The sequence below is a fragment of the Flavobacterium sp. WG21 genome, from assembly GCF_000335775.1.
In the GTDB taxonomy this organism is placed as follows: Bacteria; Bacteroidota; Bacteroidia; order Flavobacteriales; family Flavobacteriaceae; genus Flavobacterium; species Flavobacterium tructae.
Genome location: NZ_AMYW01000035.1, coordinates 1 through 20,080 on the forward strand (window position 1 = coordinate 1; position 20,080 = coordinate 20,080).

15 protein-coding genes, 2 tRNA genes, 1 pseudogene and 1 riboswitch are annotated in these 20,080 nt (G+C 34.9%); of the genes and pseudogenes, 11 read left to right on the plus strand and 7 right to left on the minus strand.

Annotated features, from left to right (window positions below):
- Window positions 1-77 precede the first annotated feature (77 nt).
- Entirely contained in the window at window positions 78-1,385 is a 1,308-nt protein-coding gene (locus C245_RS23305; RefSeq protein ID WP_017498249.1) for a hypothetical protein, read from the minus strand.
- A gap of 40 nt (window positions 1,386-1,425) precedes the next feature.
- Window positions 1,426-3,216, minus strand: coding sequence for an ABC transporter ATP-binding protein (locus C245_RS0119250; RefSeq protein ID WP_017498250.1), 1,791 nt, complete (start codon window positions 3,214-3,216; stop codon window positions 1,426-1,428).
- A gap of 263 nt (window positions 3,217-3,479) precedes the next feature.
- Between C245_RS0119250 and C245_RS0119260 the strand changes: the two genes are divergently transcribed.
- Window positions 3,480-3,557: transfer RNA gene (locus C245_RS0119260), tRNA-Val, on the plus strand.
- A 267-nt stretch (window positions 3,558-3,824) separates the two neighbouring features.
- Here C245_RS0119260 and C245_RS0119265 read toward each other — a convergent pair.
- Complete coding sequence (locus C245_RS0119265) at window positions 3,825-4,457, minus strand: SMI1/KNR4 family protein (protein WP_017498251.1); 633 nt, start codon at window positions 4,455-4,457, stop codon at window positions 3,825-3,827.
- A gap of 282 nt (window positions 4,458-4,739) precedes the next feature.
- Here C245_RS0119265 and C245_RS0119270 point away from each other — a divergent pair, with 282 nt between their 5' ends.
- From C245_RS0119270 to C245_RS0119285, 4 genes are all read left to right on the plus strand, one after another.
- Window positions 4,740-5,303 (plus strand): nucleoside monophosphate kinase, encoded by a 564-nt coding sequence (locus tag C245_RS0119270; RefSeq protein ID WP_017498252.1) that lies wholly within the window; start codon window positions 4,740-4,742, stop codon window positions 5,301-5,303.
- A gap of 135 nt (window positions 5,304-5,438) precedes the next feature.
- A tRNA-Val gene (locus C245_RS0119275) sits at window positions 5,439-5,516 on the plus strand.
- 234 nt (window positions 5,517-5,750) lie between these two features.
- On the plus strand, window positions 5,751-6,455 hold the full coding sequence (deoD, locus tag C245_RS0119280) for a purine-nucleoside phosphorylase (RefSeq protein ID WP_017498253.1): 705 nt from the start codon (window positions 5,751-5,753) through the stop codon (window positions 6,453-6,455).
- Window positions 6,456-6,711: 256 nt separating this feature from the next.
- Window positions 6,712-7,827, plus strand: coding sequence for a nuclear transport factor 2 family protein (locus C245_RS0119285; protein ID WP_017498254.1), 1,116 nt, complete (start codon window positions 6,712-6,714; stop codon window positions 7,825-7,827).
- Window positions 7,828-7,898: 71 nt separating this feature from the next.
- On the opposite strand, the gene C245_RS0119290 is transcribed toward C245_RS0119285, so the two are convergent.
- Together C245_RS0119290 and C245_RS0119295 are read right to left on the minus strand one after the other, a co-directional pair.
- Window positions 7,899-8,738 (minus strand): alpha/beta hydrolase-fold protein, encoded by an 840-nt coding sequence (locus C245_RS0119290; protein ID WP_017498255.1) that lies wholly within the window; start codon window positions 8,736-8,738, stop codon window positions 7,899-7,901.
- 22 nt (window positions 8,739-8,760) lie between these two features.
- A complete protein-coding gene (locus C245_RS0119295; RefSeq protein ID WP_017498256.1) occupies window positions 8,761-9,816 on the minus strand; it encodes a serine hydrolase in 1,056 nt (351 codons plus the stop codon).
- A 360-nt stretch (window positions 9,817-10,176) separates the two neighbouring features.
- On the opposite strand from C245_RS0119295, the gene C245_RS0119300 reads away from it, so the two are divergent.
- A complete protein-coding gene (locus C245_RS0119300; RefSeq protein WP_026110164.1) occupies window positions 10,177-11,364 on the plus strand; it encodes a PQQ-binding-like beta-propeller repeat protein in 1,188 nt (395 codons plus the stop codon).
- A 670-nt stretch (window positions 11,365-12,034) separates the two neighbouring features.
- Window positions 12,035-13,656, plus strand: a pseudogene (kdpA, locus tag C245_RS23310) (potassium-transporting ATPase subunit KdpA).
- A 155-nt stretch (window positions 13,657-13,811) separates the two neighbouring features.
- Here the strand turns inward: kdpA and C245_RS0119315 are convergent.
- Together C245_RS0119315 and C245_RS0119320 are read right to left on the minus strand one after the other, a co-directional pair.
- Window positions 13,812-14,930, minus strand: coding sequence for a hypothetical protein (locus tag C245_RS0119315; RefSeq protein ID WP_017498261.1), 1,119 nt, complete (start codon window positions 14,928-14,930; stop codon window positions 13,812-13,814).
- Between the two features lie 4 nt (window positions 14,931-14,934).
- Window positions 14,935-15,279, minus strand: a complete 345-nt coding sequence (locus C245_RS0119320; RefSeq protein ID WP_017498262.1) for a hypothetical protein — start codon at window positions 15,277-15,279, stop codon at window positions 14,935-14,937.
- A 281-nt stretch (window positions 15,280-15,560) separates the two neighbouring features.
- Window positions 15,561-15,764: riboswitch (cobalamin riboswitch) on the plus strand.
- 462 nt (window positions 15,765-16,226) lie between these two features.
- Between C245_RS0119320 and C245_RS0119325 the strand changes: the two genes are divergently transcribed.
- Genes C245_RS0119325 through C245_RS23805 form a run of 4 tightly spaced genes read left to right on the plus strand, consistent with a single transcriptional unit; the run spans window position 16,227 to window position 20,051 of the window.
- The gene (locus C245_RS0119325) at window positions 16,227-17,516 is read left to right on the plus strand and encodes a hypothetical protein (protein ID WP_035746967.1); all 1,290 of its coding nucleotides are present in this window, start codon (window positions 16,227-16,229) and stop codon (window positions 17,514-17,516) included.
- A 43-nt stretch (window positions 17,517-17,559) separates the two neighbouring features.
- Window positions 17,560-17,787, plus strand: coding sequence for a hypothetical protein (locus C245_RS0119330; protein WP_017498264.1), 228 nt, complete (start codon window positions 17,560-17,562; stop codon window positions 17,785-17,787).
- Window positions 17,763-18,800: a hypothetical protein gene (locus tag C245_RS0119335; RefSeq protein WP_017498265.1), complete on the plus strand. Its 1,038-nt coding sequence runs from the start codon at window positions 17,763-17,765 to the stop codon at window positions 18,798-18,800. The genes C245_RS0119330 and C245_RS0119335 overlap by 25 nt, the downstream gene beginning before the upstream one ends.
- A gap of 12 nt (window positions 18,801-18,812) precedes the next feature.
- A complete protein-coding gene (locus C245_RS23805; protein ID WP_017498266.1) occupies window positions 18,813-20,051 on the plus strand; it encodes a hypothetical protein in 1,239 nt (412 codons plus the stop codon).
- Window positions 20,052-20,080: the final 29 nt, after the last annotated feature.

Here is a 20,080-nt window from a genome sequence, read left to right on the forward strand (position 1 = left end):
GTGTGTGATTTTTTATTGATTTTATCTTCTATTAAAATCTGATGGGTTTAAAAAACCTATCAGATTTGGGTATTGAATTAAAATGAAACCTGGCATTGTAAAACGACCATTCCTAATCGGTCACTTTGTTTGTAAGCGCCTGTAAGGTTTTTGTCGTAAACCGCTCTGTTTTGATAGTTTAAACTGAATTTTGGTCCCAAAGTGCCCGTAGTGTAATAGTTTACACCTAATTCATACATAGCCATTGGAGTGTCTAATGCTTCTAAGTCTGCAATTTGTGTGGCAGCATAGGGCTGGAAACGGCCTTTTTTGGATTCGTTATCTGATTTTCCAAAAAGGTATCCTAACTGGGCGTAATATATATTTCCGGTTCCTACGCCAATAAATCCGGCACCTGAGCCGTTTATCAGAGAATTGTCTCCTATAGCAGGATTGGGTGTGTTAACAGACTGGATGTAATTTTTTCCGTAATTATTATTGTTGAAAGCCGCGTAAGCAGTTATAGCAGCACCTTTACTGTTAATCGGACTGTCGTAAAAAACATCAAAACCCAGTATTTTCATATCGTCGTATGCAATAGTTGCATCGGGAGTTAAGTGCCACATGGCTTTGGCTTGAGTCATATAACCTAGTGCGATATTAAGGATTTTCTTTGTTCCTAAATAGGTTCCTTTGTGGTAGGCATCTTCAAGTGACTCTTTATCGAAGAAAGAGTAGGTTAAGATTCCCGCATACTGTGCTCTTGGTGTTTGTGTGCTGATCGAAGAATTGATTCCCAGATTGTCAGTTGTATTTCGGTATGGATTGGTAATAGCGGCACGATAATTAAATTTGCCCAGATCACCTTTAGCATAAATACTAAGATTTCGGTTTCCGAATGTCGATGAAATATTAGTAAACTGCTGGTACATTGGCGTATCCAGAGTAAGATGCGAGGAAGAGCTATTTGCAGAATAACGTGTTGTTCCGGCTCCCCAAGCTGTCAATCCACCGCCAATATGAAGTTTTTTACTAAAATGGTATTCTCCTAAAGCATCCATAACTGAAAGCGGTGCATTTGAAGGTCCGTTGTTTTGTGTGAAATTAATATTGTTCTGTCCCAGCTGAAGATGAAAGAAAATATTCTCCGTCAGCATTCCCATTGCTTGTAAACGCAAACGTCTGATGACGATATCGTAGGCATCACTAACTTCATTTGTGCCAATTTTACTTCCTTCGTTCAATTCGGCATATCTTCCCCAAACCTGAAGGTTCATTCCAAATTTGATGTATTGTGATCCGTCTTTGGAAATATTAACCACATTAAAAGGTTTTTCCTGTGCAAGAACATTGATAGTGTTTAAAACAATAAATAATAAAATTAAAACGATTCTTAAATGTGGCATTTCTATGGTTTAAGGTTAGTTAATACTGCTTACATTCTGATTAGGAGTTACTGAATTGAAGGTTGCTTAAGTTTTTATAAGTTCCGTTCTCCAGATTGATCAATTCCTGATGTGTACCTTCTTCGGTAATTCTTCCATGATCTAAAACCAGAATTTTATCGGCATTTCTAATAGTCGAAAGTCGGTGTGCGATGATGATACTCGTTCTTCCTTCCATTAAAACTTCCAATGCTTCCTGAACCAGTTTTTCACTCTCACTATCTAAAGAGGATGTTGCTTCATCTAATATTAAAATACTTGGGTTTTTAAGCAATGCTCTTGCGATTGCAATACGCTGACGCTGTCCGCCCGATAATTTTACACCACGTTCTCCTACCAGGGTTTCAAATTTTTCAGGGAAACCTTCCACAAAGTTAAAAGCATTGGCTTGTTTCGCTGCGGCTATAATTTCTTCATTGGTAGCATCCGGTTTTCCGTAAGCAATGTTTTCTCTAATAGTTCCGCCAAACAGAATAACATCCTGAGGAACGATACTCATATTTCCGCGAAGCTCTTCTAAATCGTAGTCATAGATACTTTTTCCATCAACGATAATATCACCTGATGTTCTGTCGTAAAAGCGTAAAAGGAGCGAGGAGATAGTTGATTTTCCGGCACCACTAGGCCCGACAATCGCAATTTTCTGACCAAATTCGGCAGTGAAATTTACATCTTTTAACACCTCAACTTCTTTTCTGGAAGGATAACTGAAAGCAACATTTTTGAAGGAAAGATTTCCTTTGATTTTTTCAATTGGGGTAGTTCTTGTTTTGGCATTGATATCCTCCGGAGTTTCTTCCAATAATTCGAAAACACGTTCCGTTGCGCCAACTGCTTTTTGGATTTGCGCATACATTTCAGCAATTCCGCCAAAAGAAGCACCGATAAATGTGGTGTAAAGTACAAAAGAAATTAAATCTCCTACGCCTTCCACTTCACCTTTAATCGTTAAGGTGATTCCGTACCAAACCACAGCAACCACGCAGCCAAAAAGACAAAGAATGATAAAAGAAGCGAAGTAACCTCTGTATTGACCGCCTTTAATAGCGATTTTTACAATTTCTTTGATTTTGTTTTTATAACGCTGAATTTCGTACCATTCGTTCGCAAAAGCCTTTACATTGCTTATTCCTTGCAGCGTTTCTTCTACAATTACCTGGCTTTCGGCTACTTTATCCTGCGTTTTCTTTCCGTATTTACGAATAAATCTTCCAAAAACAACTGCCGCTACAGCAACAACAGGTACAATGGCCAACATCATTAAAGTTAACTTTGGGCTGATGTTACCTAAAATAACAAATCCGCCAATAATTAGGATCAACTGACGTAAAAACTCAGCAATGGTCGTAGTGAAAGTATCCTGTAGTTGTGAAATATCAGCACTGATTCGGCTGTTTAGCTCTCCAACACGTTTTTGAGAATAAAATGACATCGGTAGTTTTACTAAGTTTTCATACAAAGCAAAGCGGATGTTTGAAAGTGAATTTTCGGTAAAATTTACAAAAAGCGAAATTCTGAAAAAAGAGAAAATAGCTTGCAGTGTAAGGATTACCATAAGTCCAACTGCGATTTCATTGGCTCTGTTGAGATTTTTATTGGTAACGCAATCCACGAGCATACCCATTAATTTCGGAAAGGCAAGGGCGGTGGCACTGGTTAATAAGAGAAAAATCAATCCCAGAAAGAATTTCCATTTGTGATTTTTACCGTATTTAAAAATTCGTAGTGCTTTTTGAAGTGAATTAGAGTCTAATTTAGCTTTAGGTAAATCGTTTTCTTGATATCTAGGCATTTGAGTATACTATTAAGGTATGCAAATGTATGATTATAGCCAGTGAATACAAAAGAATATTCGAAATTAGGCTTTGAGATTTCGTTTTTTAACTAAATGGCAAAAAATGATGAAAATTATTTCTGTTTTAAAAGATTGATAAATAGATTACTAAAAATTATTTCGCAAAATGATGTAATTTTTCTTCAAAATAAGCTTGTAAATACAAAATCTAGTCGTAAGTTTGCACTCGCAATCAACAACGATAGCAACCTAGTAAAATAGGGCGATTAGCTCAGCTGGTTCAGAGCACCTCGTTTACACCGAGGGGGTCGGGGGTTCGAACCCCTCATCGCCCACCAATAACTACACCTTCAGAGTCAATTGATTTTGGAGGTTTTTTATTTTATAGCTTTTTGGGATTAATCCTGGAAAAGCAGATTTGAACCACAAAGAGTACTATTGTTTTTTTATTACTAATCTAAAAAAAAAACAAAGTTCATAGAGATTTATGGATTATCAGTTTTACGAACTTTGTTTTTAATTGTCTTATGGTTTCTTACGGTTAGTTTTAAGGTATTGCATAAACAGAAAAGTGAAATTGGAAAGTTTTGAAAATTCAATAAAAATCAAAGTTTTGAATTATACTCTTCTGCTATATCAGTCCAGTCGTCTTTCCACGTTTTGCAAAAGTTGATCTCAGCTTTATCCCAGTCTTCCTCGTCCCAATCTTCTCTCTCGTCGATTAACTCTAATTCTTCAGATTCAATTTTTTCAATAATGAGGGTTAAAAAATTATCAAAATTATCTGCAATGACAGAAATTGGCTCGGGATCTCCTGCTGGCAAATACAGTATTTGCCCCGAGATTCCATCAAAATTTGGATCATAATCTATGCAGATAAAATTTCCGGAGCCATCATGAGCAAAAGGAATTCTTTTAGGGGAATATAGAGTGTTTTTTATCTTTTTAAGTTGATTGATTCCTGCTGGCTGTGTTTCTGATGCATTTTTAAAAAAAGCCCAATCTCTTATAACATCTTCAATGCTTGAATATCCAAACCCAGCCATAAATCCTAGGATACGTTTTTCCCCATTATATTTTTTTAATAATTGAATATATGATCCCGGTAGTTTTTGTTTTATGGTATTTTGCAAATTTTCTATTTCATCAGTGCTTGCACCCATATTCATAAAAACATTCAAAATGTCCAGTTTGGCTTCAAAAGCATTTATAAGATTATTTATTATTTTGGTTTCCATTTTTTTTATTAATTAATTTAAGTTGTGATTTAATTGCTTTGTTTAATTGGAATCTCATCAAAAGTAATGGTTTCTCCAAATGAATCACCAAGTACCAGGATGTAATTATTATCTAAATAAAAAAAAGATTTATTTATCAGGAAGATCTCTAAAGTAATTTAAGTTGTCATTTTATGTCTATGAAATAATTTGCATTTCTTGTAAATTTGTGATGTCTTGCAAAGTCGAAACAATGTTTGGATTTTTTTGAAGACAATAAAGAAAAATAAAAACACCACATAAATGGAAATATTAGTAATAATGGGGCCTCCGTATTCAGGAAAAGGTACTCAATGTGAAATTTTAAAAGAAGAACTTAAGTTTAAACATATTTCAACTGGAGACCGATGTCGTCTGGAAAAACAGAATAAAACAGAGATCGGAAAAATAATGTCTCAATATGAGGAAAAAGGAGACTTAGTGCCTGATTCCATTATGAAAGATCTTTTTAGTAAAATTCTGGATGAAAACAGTTCAGCTAAAGGGATTATTTTGGATGGTTATCCGAGAACTGAACCTCAGGTTAACGATTTGATGGAACTTGTTGCATCCAAGAATATGGAAATAGATAAGGTAATTAATATAGAAGTTCCAAAAGAAGAACTTTTAAAAAGAGCACAAAAAAGAGCCGAAACGTCTAATCGAAAAGACGATAAAGATGTTGAAATTCATCTGAAGAGAATTAAAGTTTTTGAAACTTTGACCCGGCCTGCAATCGAATATATGAAGTCTAAAATTAAAGTTTTGACTTTTGATGGCCTAGGAGCAATTGGCGAAATAACAGAACGAATAAAAAATAGTTTATAAAAGGTATTGACTATGAAGCGAGTAGGTGTATTGAGTTAAAATTAGTTGTTTTTTTTTCGTAAAATGCTTGCAAATACAAAATCTAGCCGTATATTTGCACTCGCAATCACGAAATGATAGCAACCTAATAAAATAGGGCGATTAGCTCAGCTGGTTCAGAGCACCTCGTTTACACCGAGGGGGTCGGGGGTTCGAACCCCTCATCGCCCACCACTTTTTAAGACACCTTCAAAATCATTTGATTTTGGAGGTTTTTTGTTTTATGGGACCTCTATTAAGGTGTTGTCAGGGATTTATGAAGTGAAAGCAAGAGCAACTCCAAATTAGTTTTTATTCATATCACTTTGATTTTCATTAAAATCCGTTATAGAATTATGCTTGAAATAGTATCTAAATCAAGTAAATTAGAGGAGAGAAATATAGTTTATAAATCTAAAAAATAATAATATGAGTGCACATAATAACGCAAAAAAGGGTGATATAGCAGATTTCGTTTTACTTCCTGGTGATCCAAAAAGAGCGAAGCTGATAGCGGAAACGTTTTTAACAGACGTAGTATGCTATAATGAGGTTAGAGGAATGTTAGGATATACCGGTTTTTATAATGGTAAGAGAATTAGTGTACAGGGAACAGGTATGGGGATGCCATCAATTTCTATTTATATTACAGAATTAATTGAAGAGTATGGTGTAGAAACACTGGTAAGAGTGGGGTCTTGTGGTTCTATCCAGGATGATGTAAATATGATGGATATTGTTTTAGCCATGAGTGCGTGCACAGATTCCGGGATGAATAAATTTAAATTTAATGGCAATGATTTTGCTCCGACGGCGAATTTTGAATTATTAAAAAAGGCCTATGATATTGCAGAGCAAAATAAGATAAAAGCTCATACAGGGTCAGTATTGACATCTGATTTTTTCTATACTGAAAGCCATTTAGGCGATCCTTTTTTAAATTGGAAAACCTACGGCGTTTTGGCAGTTGACATGGAAACAGCTGCGTTGTATTCTATAGCTGCTAAATATAGAAAAAAGGCTTTGGCTATTTTAACGGTATCGGATCATATTCTTAAAAAGGAGGCTCTATCAGCAGATGACAGACAAAATTCTTTTAAAGAAATGATAGAATTCGCATTGCAGTTAGCCTAAACAGATCGAAAAAATAAAAGAATTGAAATAGCTTAGTATATAGGTTTTATTTTAATCCATTATCTTCCAACAAGAAACTCCTTAAGAAATTAAGGAGTTTTTTTTATGCCCGATTTTTTTGAAGCCATTTAGCAAAAAGAATCATTTTTACTCCTAAAAGTATAAAATTGGAGTCCGTTATTATAAATCCGGAACGTTTTAAGATGCAATGAGTATAGTTTTGAGCAATATTTTAAAACCATTAAAATCCAAGTTTATGAAGAGAGTTTTTCTTTTAGTCTTATTTGCATTAGTATCCAATTTATCTTTTTCGCAATCAGAACAATCTTTAATTCAGAATTGTATTCAAAACTATATTGAGGGGACATCTTACAATCAGCCTGACAGTATTAGTAAGGCTTTTTATTCTGAAGCCAGTCTTTTTTTAAGTCACAAAGACAAACCCTTATGGATCGTTCCGGCTTCGGAATATGTTACCTGGTTTCAAAAAGGTAAGAAAGGTGAATTTAACGGTCGTTTAGGCAGAGTTATTTCTCTGGAATTTTTTAATGATATTGCTATTGCAAAGGCTGAAATTATCATTGCAGAAAAAAAACAAGAATTTATGGATATGTTTTTGCTGAAGAAAATTCAGGGTGAATGGAAAATAATCAGCAAAGCGGCCAGCAGTAAAGCAACTAATAAATCTGGAAAAAGGATTTTATTTATTGTTTCTAACGCACATTATTACGGAAATTCTACCATTTCAACAGGCAATAGTTTCGCTGAGATCGTAAATGCTTATGATACTTTTATTCGTGCGGGTTATACTGTCGATTTTGTGAGTCCAAAGGGCGGCAGTATTCCTTTGGCTTATATTAATACCTCTGATAATTTACAAAAGCAATACTTATACGATCAGGATTTTATGTACGCCATAAAACATACCGTAAGCCCTAAAGAAATTGATTATAAAAACTATAAAGCCGTTCATTATATCGGCGGTGGAAGTGCCATGTATGATGTTCCTGAAAGTTTAGATATTCAACGTATTGCGATGCAAGTGTACGAAGATAATAATGGCATTATTTCTTCGGTATGTCACGGAACAGCCGGTATTGTTAATTTGAAAACTAAAAATGGTAAATTTTTAGTGGATGGAAAAAAAATAAGCGGTTATCCTGACTCTTTCGAAAAACAAGATGGCGAGTACTTTAAGCACTTTCCGTTCTTAATTCAGAAGACAATAGAAGAAAGGGGTGGAGATTTTAAATTTTCAAAGCGAAATGAATCTTATGTGGAACAAGACGGTCGAATTGTTACTGGACAAAATTTTCAATCCTCAAATGGTGTTGCCTTAAAAATCATTGAGTGGATGGAGAAAAACAAATAAGAGGATTTATCAACAGTCAGCACAGACATTTAAGGAAAGAATATCAAGTTCTAAATCCATCAAAATACGATTTACTTATGCTTTTCAAATAACCATTTTGGAATCTCTTCGGTTAGTAAAAACGGAATCACGATGTTGTTATGATTTAAATTATTCAAAGTGGTAAAAGTCAAATTCTTGTTAGAGGATAATTTTGCAAACAATTCAACACTTCCAATATAAGGATTGTCATCGTCTTTTTTTCCATGAATAAGCCAGATGTTCTTCTGGCTTAATTTTTTGAGATTGGAAAAATCAGGAACTGCTGCTACGGAAACCATACCGGCAAATTGGCCTGGAGCGATATTGAGTAGATTTTGCGCAGTCGATCCACCCATAGAATATCCAATTAAGTAAATCTTGTTTTTATCGATGTTTGGGTATTCTTTTTCAATGTTTTGAATTAATTCGAGTAAGGCAAAAACAGCTGGAGAAGGTTTTGAAACTTGAATTCCATCACTATTCTTTTCATAATTTGAAGAACGCTCGCTGAATTGTGGTGCGATTACATAACATTGATATTTTGTGTAAATTTCAGGTCTCAGCCAAATTTTCGCGAATGGTTCAAGCTGGTTTTCATTATCATTTCCAATTCGGGTAGAGTTGTGGAAAGTAATGACTAAAGGGTATTTTTGGTGATTGCTATTATCCTTTGGCGTTAGGAGCCTATAAGGGATTTCTATATTTTCTTTAGTAAATATTCTTTTTAGGAAGCTATCGGTATTCAGACTGTTCAGTGCTTTTCGGTTATTTACGAAAGTTAGACTATCAACGGTGGTTTCCCGGAACTCTTTTCTTTGTGCAAAGGTGAAATTTAGACTCGAAGTCAAAAAAAGTACTGTGATAATTTGTTTTGAATTTCGTTTACGCATATGGCTTTTATAAATTTGAGTTTTAATTCAACAGATTACTTTTTTTAACGATTTTTCTAATTTCCTGTTCAAAATAATAAGCAATACTAAAATTTTCAAATGCTTGATTTTCCATAACAATAACGCTGGTTTTGGTTTTTGGATAGTATAAATTGACCGCTGTAAATCCTTCACTGGGATGAAAACCTGTATGTCCGATTTCCATAATATTGGTTTTATCATTTATTCGCAATCCATAACCATAACCAATTGGTTTATCACCAAAAAGGGGATGTGTATTGGTGATTGAATAAGCAATCATCATTTTATAAGTAGTTGGTTTTAATAGTTTACCTGAGTGCAGACATTCATTCCATTTTGCTAGGTCAGGAACCGAAACAATTAAATGACTGCCAAAATAATTATGAATGTCAAAATTTAATTGTTCGTTCAGTTTAATACTACCCTCCTTTTTTACGGAGTGCCCTTTTGTTAAAAATGTATTGTTTGTCTCATTGGGGTAGTAACTGTTGGTCATCCCGCATTTTTTAAACAAAGCAGTTACTAGCTCTTCAAAACTTTTATGACTTTGTTTTTCCAAAACTTGTCCTGCTACATAATAGCCAATATTAGAATAATTAAAAGCAGCTCCCGGAGTAAATTTAAGAGGTTTGTCTATGTCTTCACTGCTTAATCCCGAAGTATTGTTGAGCAATTGATTAACAGTGATGGTATCTGCCCACGAATATTTTAATTCCGGTAAATATTTGCGAATAGGGGTTTCTAAATTGATTGTTCCTTTTTCTACTTCTTGTAAGATAAGTGTAGCCGTAATTTGTTTGGCAATTGACATTGTTGAAAATTTATCAGAAATTTTCAGTTCTGTTTTCTTGTTGAAATCAGAATAACCATGTGCTTTTGCATATTTTATTTTTCCGTTTTGTTTAATAACAACAACTCCGTTAAAATTTCTTGGGTTTGTGGTTTGTATTAGACTGTCAATTTTTGAAGAAAAGTCGTCTTTCTGTTGTGCGTAATTGTTGCCACTAATAAAAAGTACTAAAAAGAGGATTCTGAAGAGTGTAAAAGTTTGTTTCATTAAATTGTTTATTAGTAGATATCAATAGACTTTTCCCTGAGCGAATGTAAGAATTATTAGAGTAAATTATTTGGTTGATTTGGAAAACAAACTAAAAATATTTCTCGTCATTGTTTGGCTGAAATTTTCTTTAAACCATGGGAGAAATGGCTTGTATACAGGTTTGTTAGAACTATAAAAGTATCCTTAATTCCTTAAGAAGTTTTTTTAGCTGTTATTTCTGGAATATTGATCTAGCAGTGAAAATTGTTTCTATATTAGTACCGTAATAATTTTAAGCATTTATCAAGCATGGAATCACTTAAAACGCAATTTCGTCTTGATAAAAAGAAATCAGTTCATTTAACCCCAAATCTAAAAATGAAAAAAAATATAATTACTCTTTTATTTGCATGTGCCGTTACCAATATGTTTGGACAAGTACCAACCGTTTCAGCACCGGTTAAAATGGAAGCTGCAGGTAATATTAGCGATAAAGTTACTCATAAAGTGCTAAAACCGTTGGCGAAAGTTGCATTGGATAAAGAGTCGATATTGATTTACGATTACGACGGTTCTCTTTTTTCCTTCAATTTAGAGTCCGAAAAAATTAACTGGACCGTAAAAGCAACAGATTCCTTTACGGAGTTGTGTGCAAATGCTATCACATTACAGGACGGAGTAGTGTATGTTCCTTTTATTAACGGAGAAATTTTTGCCATTGATAATCAGAGTGGTGCTGTTTTTTGGAAATCAAGACTGGGGAATAGCACAGATCAGATCATCCTGAAAAATCAGATTCCGGTTATAAATGAGGGAAAATTATTCATAACCTCCCAAAACGGTAACCTTTATGCGCTTGATATAAAGACTGGTGGTTTATTATGGAATCATAAACTGGATGCTGAAAATAATGAAAGTCCGGTTCTTTTATTTAATAACAAAGTTTTTATTCAAAGCGGAACTTCTGTTTATAGTTTTGAAGCCAATACCGGAAAACTTCTTGTTCAGAAAAGTTTTGAGGAAGCCATGCGCGGAAAACTGGTGACAGATGGAGAGGCTATCTTTACTTCAAATGAAAAAAATGTAGTTTTTGCTCTAAATCCTGATAAATTAGATGTTTTATGGCAGTTTAAATTGGAGGAAAGTCAGAACAATATTAAGGAACGTATATTTTGCAAAGACAAGAAGCTATATTTCGCCGCACAAGGACCCGAAGTTTCTTCGATATATGCTGTAGATTCAAAAACAGGAACTGAAATTTGGAAAAGGGATTTTAAATCTGATAATGTTGAGTATATGGTCGAAGAAAGTGATAATATTTGGGGATACACTCGTAAAAGTAAGCTTTTTCAATTGGACATTACAAATGGTGAAATTGCATTTGAATACAAATTATCAACGAGACCTATTTCAAATCTTGAATTCTTGGGTGATGATTACTTTTTTTATTATTCTGATGCGGCTTTGATTCAGTTTGAATATAAAACCAAAGACGAAAACGAAGTCTATTTGCGAACCTCAATTAAAGATGATGTGTATAGTGCATTTTTAAAATTGATTCGATAAGCAAAAAAACGCATCAGTTTTCTTCAGGTTTTATTCTGTGTCGCTTTATTCAGGGAGTGATAAGTTGTTTATTATTACTATTTCGGACTTATTTGCCTGAAGTTGAAGAATATTGTATAAGCTGATTCGTTTTTTTGCCATACATTTCTATGTCATAATTCTTTGATACACCATAATCGTTATAATGGTTATAAAAATAATCTGTATCGTAAGTATGATTTTGTTTTTTTGTCTTCGCTCTTTAGTAGCTTGCTTAAAAATTTTAAAGTAACCGGCATTTTTTTTATGTCTCTTCATGGCTTTGGAAATTAAGTTTAATAAAAGTAAACACAGTTACTTTTTGTATTTTTATGCAAATGATGTGCCGTAAAAAGCATTTTCTAATTAATTATTTGATTTTTAGCTTCCTATTCCTTTAGATTTTTCAGGAATAAAAAGGAAATAGTATCAAAATGATAGTGTAATCGTATCAAAATGATAAGGTAGTGGTGTTTCCTACAAGTGTTTTTGGTTGTAAATCAGGGGTTAACATTTTTATTGTTCGTATGGACTAGTTGTTGGTGCTTTCGCAAAGAACCTCAATCTTAAAAAAAATATGTTAACTCAATTAATAGTTTCACTTGGTATTCTTCTTACGGTTATTTTGCTGTCGGTCATTGTAGGCCGGGAAATGAAAAAAATATATGCAAATGAAAAAAGCATAACAGACTTCATTAATCCATTAGACCGATTGATATACCGGTTTTGTAAAATTGACCCCACGGTTCAAATGAATTGGAAAACATATTTAAAAGTATTGTTATCTGTGCAGTTCATATGGTTCCTCTGGGGATTTGTTATTTTATTGCTCCAGGGAAAACTATTTTTAAACCCGGCTGGTATCGACAGTATGGAGTGGACATTGGCGTTAAATTCAACAATTAGTTTTTTGACCAGTACCAACTTGCAGCACTATTCAGGAGAGACAGGAGCGAGTTATTTTGCACAGGTAGGCGTGTTTATGCTTTTACAGTTTTTAAGTGCGGCCACAAGCCTTTGTGCGGGTGTAGCAATAGTCAGGGGGCTTGCTGCTCAATCGATACAAGGATTAGGGAATTTTTATAGTGATTTTGTAAAATCATCTACTCGTATACTGTTGCCGTTAAGTATAATTACCGCAACTTTTTTTTGTTTAACGGCGTGCCAATGACATTTGATGAACCAGAGAAAATTACCTCTGTTGAAGGCAGGGAAGTAGTAGTGTCAACAGGACCTGTAGCAGCTTTTCTTCCGATCAAAGAATTAGGATCTAATGGCGGTGGCTTTTTTGGAACCAACTGTGCGCATCCATTTGAAAATCCTAACTTTTTTACCTACATCATTCATACCATTATCGTTTGGCTTTTGCCGATGTCTTTTATCATTTTCGTAGGCCGGTATCTCAACAATAAAAAATTTTCAAGAATGCTCTTGGGAGTGATGCTCATGGGGTTTGTTGTAACTTGTATTCCCTTAATCTGTGGTGAAATGTCCGGTAATCCAAAACTCAGTGCAATGGGAATTGACGCATCACTAGCTAATATGGAAGGTAAAGAGGTGCGTTTTGGAACGTATTATTCCTCTTTTTACAGCGCGGTCAATATGATAATCCCGGCTGGTACCATAACAGGTATGCACGATAGTTATATGCCGTTGTCTTCGATAGGGATGTTTATAGGAATGCAGGTAGATGCGTTTTTTGGAGGGCTGGGTACCGGATGGATCAATATGTTTATTTACCTGATTATAGCCACTTTTATCGGTTCACTGATGGTAGGAAGAACTCCTGAGTTGTTTGGCAGAAAAATCTCGATTAAGGAAGTTCAGATAGCGGTTTTGGTTAACCTTTGCGCTTTGGCGATTCCGTTACTTTTTTCCGCAATTGCAATTCATGTTTATTTGTATGTTCCGGAAGCTGTTGAGTGGCTGAGTAACACAGGACCACACGGTTTTACCACAATAGTTTATGAGTATGTGTCTTCGATGGCGGGAAACGGAAGTGGGTTTGAAGGTCTGGCTGATAACACTCCTTTCTGGAATTTAACCACCTCAGTTACGATGCTGGCCGGTCGCTTTATTCCGATGATTGGAGCATTTTTAATCATTGGTTATTTAAGTGCTAAAAAAGCCGTAGTTCCTTCGCTGGGCACTTTGAGAGTTCATTCAGGTATTTTTGGAACCTTATTATTTATGGTCATTATGATTTTGACCGTGATGTCCATGTTTATTGTTTTTGCATTAGGACCTGTACAGGAACATTTGCTAATGATTTAGTAGTAGTGTAATTTTTGTATTAATATAAGACATAGAAGCATACTTGTTTCTAATCAGTTAATTGAAAGAAAAAACAAGTATGCTTTCTTTTTTATAGGATTTCAAATTTTATATTACATCCAATGTGTTTTGTAGGTTATTTCTTTATAGTTCAGCTATTCGAGAGGAGCCGATGAATTTCCAAAATTTAATCCCCAATTCACTCCAAAAAGTGCCAGAAGGTTATCTTCTTTTTGAAAGTCCTTTCCAAATGCTCCTGTGATACTTATGTTTTTATCTATCCTAAAACTTATATTACCTACAGATCTTTCGCTTTTTACAGTTCCGTTTCGTTTGATGTATTCATACCCTAAGGTAAATTTTCCAAATTCAAAACTTAATTTACTTCCAAAATCTCTATAATAATTAGTGGTATAAACATTAGTAGAATCCATATTAAACCCATCTTCGATATATCGGCCAATAAACAGAAGATTTGCATAGTTATTGGTAGAACTTTCTTCATTATCCTCATTTAGAATCAAATTAAATTCCCCGGTTAGCCATGATCCGAAACGATTAATTGTTCCGCCATTTATAGAATTGTCCTTGAAAAGTTCGCTATATGCTGCTGCTGCATCCAGTTTAAAAATTGGTTTGATTATCTTTTCAAAAGGTTTTAAGCGATCTCTTACTTTTTGTTCTTCTAAAAAGAATTTTTCTATAGCTTTTTGTTGTTCCTTTTCATCTACTATTTGAAGTATTTCCTCGGGAATCATTAATGCTTTATCTGTTAATACACGTTGAATATTTTGTTTCGTTTCATATATTTTTTCTTTATCAAAAAATCGTAACAATGTTGTTCTTGCCCCTATAGAAAAGGTCTGGCGTTTGTTGTCACCTGCAATAGTTTCAAAATCCTTTTTTAAATAGGCAAAAGAAAGAGTAGTTGTGTTTAATCCGCTAAAAGGATTTTGTTTTAAGTTGCCTGTTGCCTTATCTTTCGTGACACCTATGTATCTGTCGTAGGTCCTTTTTTTACTTTTGGTATTAATAAAAAAGTAGGGAGTTACTTCTATAGCCATACTTTCACCAAAATTGTTCTGTACATGTAATGCTAATGCTTTTACATTCTCAGGAGTGTATATATCTGTTACTGTCTCTTCTAGCAATTGAAATGCAGGGCTGGTCAAGTTAGACATAGGAAACTCACTTAATGGAACATTTTTTTCCTGTGCATTGCTGTTCCAAATGTTTCCTATTATTATAATTATTAGTAAGTAATAGTTTTTCATAACTTTATTGTTTTGTAAATTGAACGTATGCAAATGCTATAAAAAGCTGATTGTATATTTTCCTTTTTTTGACAGTTAGCTTCTGGGTTTGGTCACCATAAGAAACTTCAATATCTAATCGGGTAGTTGCCATTATTTGGTCAATATTTTGATCGACATGAAATAATGATTGCACGGTCATTTTTTCATTCTGCAGTGTTGAAAGATCTCCCAGAATTACTGAAAATTGATTGTCTGGGTAAGTGGTTACCTCACCTTTTAAACGAATAGCAGCACCAACAATTGCATCAGAACTTATCGCTACATTTAGTGTAACCTGAACCCCTTGAGGGATTTTTACTGTTTCCATAATATTTAAGTTTTAGTTATTTATAAAAGTAACTAGTCAGGATCTTCTGAAATCAAGTATATATACCTGATTTAGGGATCAAAAGGAACTTTTACGGGTATTGTTTTACTTATGAAAATTGAGATTAAAAATAAATAAAGAAGTTTAGTCAGTAAACATGTATCTGTAATTGGTACCATTGGATAGACCTTCGGAAAAAGTTTAAAATTTTGGTAACGCATTGATTATTATTAAAATTTCATTTTTTTATTCAGAATTACGCTATTGTAAAAGATAGTTATATATTTGCGCCAGATTTTGGTCTGTTTTTTCTTAAGAAAAAATGGTTAAAAGGGAATCAGGTGCAAATCCTGAACAGACCCGCTACTGTAAGTTCTATACAAGTCTTTAAACGTTACTAATGCCATTGTCCCGCGTGCGGGATGAGAAGGTTGTTTTTAAAGATGGAACAAGTCAGGAGACCTGCCACAATCACATAGTTTAAGACTTTCGTGGAATAAAGTTGAAGAACAATAAACGAAACCTGTCATTTTTATGACGGGATTCTTCCTTATTGCGTTTTTAATTTATACATCCCGGAGTTTTCTTAATTCAATAAGTGATGTATAATACAAAAAGAGAATTCTTATTTATTGTTATCGTTTTTGCTTCTATTCTGCTTCAGTCGGGAGTGTTGTGTAGTTGCTTTTTCTCTCTGAGAGTATCACTTCTGAAAAGGAAATCACTGTTGAATCGGTATTTTCCGAATGCATTATCTGGCGGTGTCTTCCCTTATTTTAATTCTGTTCCAATAAAAAATCAGCACAATTCCAAGGGCTTTTGGCGATGCGGGATTGTGTTCGCTTACAAAGATAACATTGCGCTCTGTTGAAGACTTTAATTGAAACTTCTTTTGTTATTTCTCGAAGTTCAGCTGCTTTTACCACTACCAACCTAAACAATACCACATGTACCATAATATTTTCAAAAACTTCCAATCCATATTGTTGCTTATTGCAGTACTCTCATTAACCAATTGTTCTGATGATAATGCATCAAATGAAAATAGTAATCCGACACCTGTTAGTTCAGATTTAGCTTTTAGTATGCAGAGATTTACAATTATGACTTTAAATCCAACAATCAGCGCAACAACAGAAGCTACTTACAGTTGGACCATCACAAAAGCATCTTCAGAAAGTTATGCACTAAGTACTACTACAGCAAAGGAACTTTTATTTGCGGCAGCAGAAGCAGGAGTTTATGAATTGGCTGTTACTGTAAATGACAAAGGAAGTATACAAACTCAAAAAGTAGTCGTTACCGTTACAAAAGAAACGAAGGAGTATAAAAGCTACATCTCAAAAGTATTTGAATTTAAACCGGCACCCGGGCAGTTTGTAAACGATCTGCCTATTGCTAATGACGGCGATACTCCTGAAAGAATTTTATCAAGAGCCAATACTTATCTGGCTAAGAAAACCGGTGATCTGGTTTCATTGGGGGCTTTTGGCGGTTATGTTGTTTTTGGATTCGATCATACCATTGTTAATGTTAAGGGCAAACGTGATTTTAGAATTCTGGGTAATGCTTTCTGGGCAGAGGCTAATCCAAATCCGAACAGTACCATGCGCGGCGGAAGTAGTGAAGCAGGAATAATCATGGTTGCTTACGATAAAAATAAAAACGGACTTCCGGACGATCAGTGGTACGAGATAGAAGGCGGCGGGCATAAAATGCCTAAAACGATTCAGCATTATGAAATAACGTATTACCGACCTGATCCCAATAAAATTCCGGTGTCGGGTGGAACTACGGGTACAGTAGGTTTTGTCGATATGGAGTATATTTTATGGAAAGACAATCAGGGGAAAAATGGCTATCTGGTTCAGAATAATGCCTACAATCATTCTTTAGATTACTGGCCAAAATGGCTTAAAGATCAGTCTTCTATTACTTATAAAGGAACAAGATTGCCCGATAACGCAGTTGATGAAAGCGGAACGGGAAGTTACTTTGTGCAGTATGCTTTTTTATACGGATATGCAGATAATGCTCCGAACAATGATGATGATTCGGGCATAGATATTAACTGGGCTGTGGACGAAAAGGGAAACAAAGTAATGCTTCCCGGGATCGATTTTGTGAAAGTGTACAATGGCCTTAATCAGCAGGCGGGATGGCTAGGAGAAACTTCGACAGAAATAATGGGGGCAACAGATTTGCATCTTTCAGGAGAAAGCATTCCTACGCGATAACCCATTCAAAAGTGTATTAAACTAAATTATTATATCAGGAATTATGAAAAAAAACTTTGCCCATTTATTATTATTGGCTTTTGCGGCGGCATTTACCGGATGCAGTGATGACGATAAAAATGATGTCAACACCGGAGAAGGACTCGTCGTACCAATAGCAGTAAAGCTTCAGGATAAATTTGAAGTAAACACCTTTAAAGTTTTGAATATTACAGCTTCAGCTGAAACAAGTAATCCAAATTATCAATGGGTACTAAAAAAAAACCGGTGAATCAGACTAAAGATTCGATTATAGGAACTACAAAAGATTTACGATTTGTTGCTTTATATCCCGGTGCATATGAATTAACCTTAAATGTTACTGAAGGAGATAAAAAAGGCACAAGCGCCACCACAGTGAATGTGATAAATGAGACTCAAAGTTACAATCCTTACATAACAAGTATTCAGGATTTTAATCCTGCACCCGGAATGTTTGCCAATGATTTGTACAAAGACGGATTTTCGAAAGCAGATGTTATGAGGGTAGCATTGGGAAGAATAAGTGAAACCAGTGTAGGATATCCAATTGATTTAGGAGGTTTTGGAGGTTCAATTGTGGTTGGATTTGATCATATGGTGGTTAATCTTTCAGGAAAAAAAGACTTCAGAGTTTATGGAGCAGATTTAACGGATAAAGCCAATCCTCCGGCTCCGGGATTAATTTATGTTGCTTATGATAAAAATGGCAATGGAAAACCCGATGAAGACGAATGGTATGAAATCATAGGAAGTCAGCATGCTAAAGAAAATACGGTTAAGAATTTTAAAATTACTTACTATAAACCTGCGGTTGGTAAGAAAGTAGTCGTAAGCGGTCCAAATGATCCTTTTTTAGATCGTGAACATCTTTATTGTGAGAACAACCAATCTCAAACGTACTTTTTGCCAAGGTCTAAAACCAAGAAAGAGTATTATCCAGCCTGGGATACTCAAAATACAGCTGTTTACGAAGGAACGAAGTTAAACGTAAATTTCGCAGCAGTACGTCCGGGGCAAACTACTTTGTGGAATTTTGAGGCTCCGGAATGGGGATACGTAAATGCCAAAAGCCCTGATATTGATATCGACTGGGCCGTAGACAAGAATGGAAATAAAGCAAATCTTCCGGGAATTCATTTTATCAAAGTAGTGAACTGTGTCAGCGAACCAATGGGACTTTGTCACCAGCAATCGTCTATGGCTACGCGATTCTCGGGAGCTGCAGATCTTCAAATAATTAAAAAATACAATCTAAAAAAGTAAGAAGAGAAGAATATGAAAAAGTTTATAAAATATAGTTTGTACCTCGCCATTGTTTGCTCTTTTTACAATTGCAGTAATGATGATACAAAGCCGGAGCCTGTAATTGAAGAACCTAAACCGGAGCCGATTAAAGATCCAACTCTTACTATAAAATTGCAGGCAGATTTTACAACGGAGCGATACAATGTGGTAGCGATTGATCCGGAAGTAACGATTGAAAATGCAAATGGTGCTGTTGCCCAATACAAATGGACTTTAAAAGTAACCGGAAAAGACGGAGTGGCTAAAGATTCTGTTATTGGCGACAGTAAGACCTTGAAGTTTATAGCACCAAAAGCACTAAGCTATGCTGTAGATTTTACCGTAACACTAAATAAGTTGGTAAAACAGGCTTCTACTAAAGTTACAGTTGCTGAAACCGGTAAAACCTATACTTCCAAAGCACTTTCAATTATAGATTATGTACCTGCTCCGCATTATAACAATGACGGTTTTGAGTTTGCAACGAAAGCGGAAGCGATAGAGAATGCACAGGCTATTTTGGCCGATGGATCTCTTGTTGATCTGGGAACTTTTGGCGGTTATATCGTAACAAAATTCGACCATACGGTGATCAATGCTTATGGCAAACGTGATTTTACAGTTCAGATGAATACAGTTTCGAATGCTTCAAAGTTTTCTCCTGTGAGTATTATGGTGGCTTATGATGCCAATAAAAATGGAATTGCAGAGGATAATGAGTGGTACGAAATAGCCGGAAGTGAGTATTATAAATCGACTACAGTTAAGAATTATGAGGTGACATATTACAAACCGGATCCAAATAAAACTGCCGTAGCAGGAAAGTACGATTGGCAATTCGACAAGGAATATCTTAAATGGGCAAACAATAAAACGGCTTCAGGTTTTATCACCAGAACAAAAAAATGGAGACGATACAATTATTACCCACAATGGCTTGGTGATTCTTACACATTAAAAGGAACAAAAGTCAATTTGGCTACAAAAGATATTAGCGATGGAGAAGGTACAGCATTCAATGTTGGAACTTTTGAATGGGGCTATGGCGGAATCAAAGATCCTTCGATTGACATTAGCTGGGCTGTAGATAGTAATGGTAATAAAGTACATCTTCCCGGGGTAGATTTCGTAAAAGTATACGTGCCTACTTTCACAGAGATTGGCGCATTAGACCTGGTGACGAACTCCTTCAAACAGGCAGAAGATTTGAATTTTGCTGCAGGCAAGTAATCGAAAGCGGGAATAAAACTGTTTATTAA